The sequence below is a fragment of the Actinomadura sp. genome, assembly GCF_044508335.1.
GTDB lineage: Bacteria > Actinomycetota > Actinomycetes > Streptosporangiales > Streptosporangiaceae > Spirillospora.
Window position 1 is genome coordinate 7891 of record NZ_JBIQHY010000090.1, and the last position, 4165, is coordinate 12055.

Sequence of the window (4165 nt, forward strand, 5' to 3'; positions counted from 1 at the left end):
TGGGCGGTTGCGTGGAACTGGGCGGCTTGGCCCCTTGGCCGCTGGGCTGGTTCTGGTGGCGGGGCTCTTCGCCGGGCCTGTGCCGGGCGCGGCTGCGTCCGGTGGGCCCGCTACGGCGAAGTTCCCGCCCGGGTTCCTCTGGGGCGTGTCCACGTCCGGGTTCCAGAGCGAGGGGTTCTTCCCCGACAGCAACTGGACGCGGTATGCCGACCGCAAGGCCAGCGGGGTGACCGACCCCTACGGCAACTCGGTCGACTTCCGGCACCGCTACCCGTCCGACCTCAAGCTCGCCAAAGGGCTCGGGGTGAACGTGTTCCGGACGTCCATCGAGTGGGCCCGCATCGAGCCCCGCAGGGGCCACCGTGATCCGGAGGCGCTCGCCTACTACGACGACCTCGTGCGCCGGATCAAGGCGAACGGGATGCGGCCCATGCTCACCCTCGACCACTGGGTCTATCCCGGGTGGGTCGCCGACCAGGGAGCCTGGGACAACCCCCGTACGCAGGACGACTGGCTCCGCAACGCACAGTTCGTCGTCAACAGGTACAAGGGGCAGGGCGTCATCTGGATCACGTTCAACGAGGCCAGCGCCTACATCTACAAGGAGCTCACCACCCGCCCGATGGACTTCGGCCAGATGCTGAAGATGCGCGATGCCCTCCTCAAGACGCATCGGGCCGCCTACGACATGATTCACAAGGTCGACCCGGGCGCCCTCGTGTCCAGCAACGTCGCCTACGGGACGGCCATCAACGGCATCTTCGACGCTGCCCTGTTCAACGACGCCACCGACAAGCTCGACTTCATCGGCATCGACTACTACTACGGCGCCAACCTGGAGAACTTCACGGCGGTGTACGCGATCACCGGCGAGTTCTGGAAGATCGACCCCGAGCCGGAGGGCCTGTACTACGTCCTCAAGAACTACCAGCGGCGGCTCCCGAACCTGCCCGTCTATGTCGTCGAGAACGGCATGCCCACCGACAACGGCAAGCCGCGCGCGGACGGCTACACGCGCTCAGACCATCTCCGCGACCACATCTACTGGATCCAGCGCGCGATGGCCGACGGCGTCAAGATGATGGGCTACAACTACTGGAGCCTCACCGACAACTACGAGTGGGGCAGTTACCGCCCGCGGTTCGGCCTCTACACGGTGGACGCGCTGACAGATCCGACCTTGACGCGGCGTCCGACCGACGCCGTGCCCACATATCGGTCGATCATCGCCAACCGAGGCGTCCCGTCCGGGTATGTGCCGGTGCGCCGGCCCGGCTGGTGCTCGATCGAGGATCCCGTCGCGACCTGTTTCGGCACCACGCCGACGCCGCCCGCCGCGTACCGCGTCCCAGGGTGACCCCCGGGGATGGGGGAATGACCTGCGTGTCCCCGGGTACCGCCACGGCGACCGGAACCGACCAGGGGAACGCGTGGGGGACGTGCACACCGAGCCGATGGCCGCTACGCGCGGGTCCGGCACCGCCGGGCCGGGGCCGGGATCGGGCGGCGTCGCCGACGGCCTGCTCAACGCCCTGAAGCGCGCCGCCGCCGCGCTCCGCGACGCCGGGATCGGGTACGCGCTCGCCGGCGGGTTCGCCGCGTACGCGCACGGTGCGGCCGTGTCGACGCATGATGTCGACTTCGTGGTGCGCGAGCGCGACGTCCAGGTCGCCTTGGAGGCGCTCGCGTCGGTGGGCATGACGCATCTGGAGAGCCCGGAGAACTGGCTGGAGAAGGCGTACGACGGCGAGCACCTCATCGACCTGATCCACACCCCGTCCGGCCGCCCGGTGGACGGGGAGCTGCTGGGCCGGGCCGAGGACATGACGGTAGGGGCGGTGCTCATGCCGGTCCTGCCCGCCACCGACCTGATGGTGATGCGGCTGCTTGCGTTCACCGAGACCGCCTGCGACTTCAGCGGTTTCCTGCACGTCGGCCGGGCGCTGCGCGAGCAGGTGGACTGGCGGCGGGTGGCCGCGGAGACCGCCGAGTCCCCGTACGCGTACGCGTTCCTGGCGCTGCTGACCCGGCTGGACGTGATCGAGGGGGACGTGCTGTGAACGATGTGTCCGGATATCTGGCCGCGCACATTCAGGAGAGGCTCGCCGCGGAGGCGCACGAGCTCGGCATCCGGGTGGACGTCCGCGGCGACGTCGTCCACCTGCGCGGCGAGGTCGTGAGCGAGGAGCGGAGCCGGGACGTCGAGGACGCCGCCCGCGAGGCCGCCGAGGGCCGCGAGATCTGCAACGAGCTGCACGTCGTCGCGGTGCCCGAGCCCGACGGAGCGGAGCAGATCTCATGATCCGCGTCGCGGCGGCGGGCGACCTGCACGTCGGGCCGGAGGCGGCGGGGGCGTACCGGGCGCGGCTGGCCGCGCTCGCCGACCACGCGGACGTGCTGCTGGTCGCCGGCGACCTGACCCGGCACGGGACGGTCGAGGAGGGCGAGGTCGCGGCGGGCGAGCTGCGCGACCTCGGCGTGCCGGTCGTCGCCGTGCTGGGCAACCACGACTACCACTCCGATGAGGAGGACGACATCACGGCCGTGCTGCGGGACGCAGGCGTGACCGTCCTCGAAGGCGACGCGACCGTCCTGGACTGCGGCGGGACGACGCTCGGCGTCGCCGGCGGCAAGGGGTTCGGCGGCGGTTTCGAGGGCCGCTGCGCCAGCGACTTCGGCGAGCCCGAGATGAAGGCGTTCGTCCGGCACACCAAGGACTTCGCCGCGCGGCTCAACACGTCCCTCACCGACCTGGACACCGACGTCACGATCGCCCTGACCCACTACGCGCCCTGCGCGGACACCCTTGAAGGCGAGCCGCCGGAGATCTACCCCTTCCTCGGCAGCTACCTGCTGGGGGAGGCCATCGACTCCGCGGGCGCCGACCTCGCGATCCACGGGCACGCGCACAAGGGGACGGAGAAGGGCCTCACATCCGGCGGGGTCCGCGTGCGGAACGTGGCTCTGCCGGTGATCCAGCACGCCTACGCCATGTACTGCCTGGAGGTGCCGGAGGCCGCGGATCGCGGTCCCACCCGGGAACGGGTGTCGGCCTGGTGACGTTCGCCTCTACGGGATGGGCGGGTGGACGATCGCGAGATCGCGCGGAGGGGAGTGATCTCCCGGTCGTCCCACCGCCCGTTCAGGCCGCGCGCAGCAGGTCCAGGACGGCCTGCTCGACAGGGCCCTGCGTGGCCAGCTCGCCCTCGGAGGCGTCCACGCCGAGGCGCCCGAGTGCGGGCGCGACCGTCACGCCGTCCTCGTAGAGCGTGATGATGCGCGGGTCGATGTAGGACGCCCGCGCCACGGCCGGGGTGTTGCCGAGGTAGGCGGCGACCTCCTTCACGACGCGGACGATGGCGCGCTTGCGGGCGGTGTCGCTGTCGCCGGCGCGCACCGACACCGCGAGCCCGACCGCGGCGAGCACGGTGGCGTGCCAGGTGCGGAAGTCCTTGGCGGTGAAGTCGCCGCCGGTGACCTCGCGGACATAGTCGTTGATGTCGGACGTGGTGACGTCGTGCCAGCCGTCCTTCGTCCGGTAGGCGAGCAGTTCGGGGCCGCCGTCGCGGCGCCGCTTGAGGCCGCTGACCACCCTGCACACGTTCTCCTCCGCGACCGCCCGGTACAGGTCCTTCGAGCCCTTGGCCGGGTACTCGAACGTCACCTCGCCGCGCCGGCACGTGACGTGCTCCCGCAGGACGGTCGCGAGCCCGAAGGTGCCGTTCTCCGCCGCGTACGACTCCCCGCCGATGCGGAAGAAGCCGAGGTCGATGAGGCGGACGGCCGCCGCCAGGACGCGCTCCCGCGTGTACCGCCGGCCCGTCAGGTGCTCGGCGATCGTGTGCCGGACCTTGGGGAGCCGTTCGGCCAGTTCCAGGACGTGCTCGTGCTTCTCCCGGTCCCGCTGTTCCCGCCACGCCTCGTGGTAGAGGTACTGGCGGCGTCCGGCCGCGTCGGTGCCCAACGCCTGGATGTGGCCGTCGCGGTCGGGGCAGATCCAGACGTCCTTCCAGGCCGGCGGGATGACGAGCGACCTGATGCGCTCCTTCTCCGCGGGGTCTCGCAGGGGACGGCCGTCGAGGCCGAGATACACGAACCCCTTGCCGGCTTTCCGCCGTCCGTAGCCGGCTTCTCCGGTGTCGCTACGTTGCAGTTCCATCAGCGC

General features: G+C 70.8%; 5 protein-coding genes. 4 read left to right on the top strand and 1 reads right to left on the bottom strand.

Going from position 1 to position 4165, the window contains the following annotated elements; translation table 11 throughout:
• The first annotated feature begins 55 nt into the window (after nt 1-55).
• From ACIWVC_RS25280 to ACIWVC_RS25295, 4 genes are all read left to right on the top strand, one after another.
• Nucleotides 56-1357, top strand: coding sequence for a glycoside hydrolase family 1 protein (locus ACIWVC_RS25280; protein WP_396454652.1), 1302 nt, complete (start codon nt 56-58; stop codon nt 1355-1357).
• Nucleotides 1358-1430: 73 nt separating this feature from the next.
• Nucleotides 1431-2060, top strand: a complete 630-nt coding sequence (locus ACIWVC_RS25285; protein WP_396450836.1) for a nucleotidyltransferase — start codon at nt 1431-1433, stop codon at nt 2058-2060.
• The gene (locus ACIWVC_RS25290) at nt 2057-2302 is read left to right on the top strand and encodes a BON domain-containing protein (RefSeq protein ID WP_396450834.1); all 246 of its coding nucleotides are present in this window, start codon (nt 2057-2059) and stop codon (nt 2300-2302) included. Before ACIWVC_RS25285 ends, ACIWVC_RS25290 begins: the two co-directional genes overlap by 4 nt.
• Complete coding sequence (locus ACIWVC_RS25295) at nt 2299-3060, top strand: metallophosphoesterase (protein ID WP_396450832.1); 762 nt, start codon at nt 2299-2301, stop codon at nt 3058-3060. Before ACIWVC_RS25290 ends, ACIWVC_RS25295 begins: the two co-directional genes overlap by 4 nt.
• 82 nt (nt 3061-3142) lie before the next feature.
• Here ACIWVC_RS25295 and ACIWVC_RS25300 read toward each other — a convergent pair.
• Nucleotides 3143-4165 (bottom strand): DNA topoisomerase IB (locus ACIWVC_RS25300; RefSeq protein WP_396454653.1); only part of this gene is annotated, 1023 nt, incomplete at its 5' end.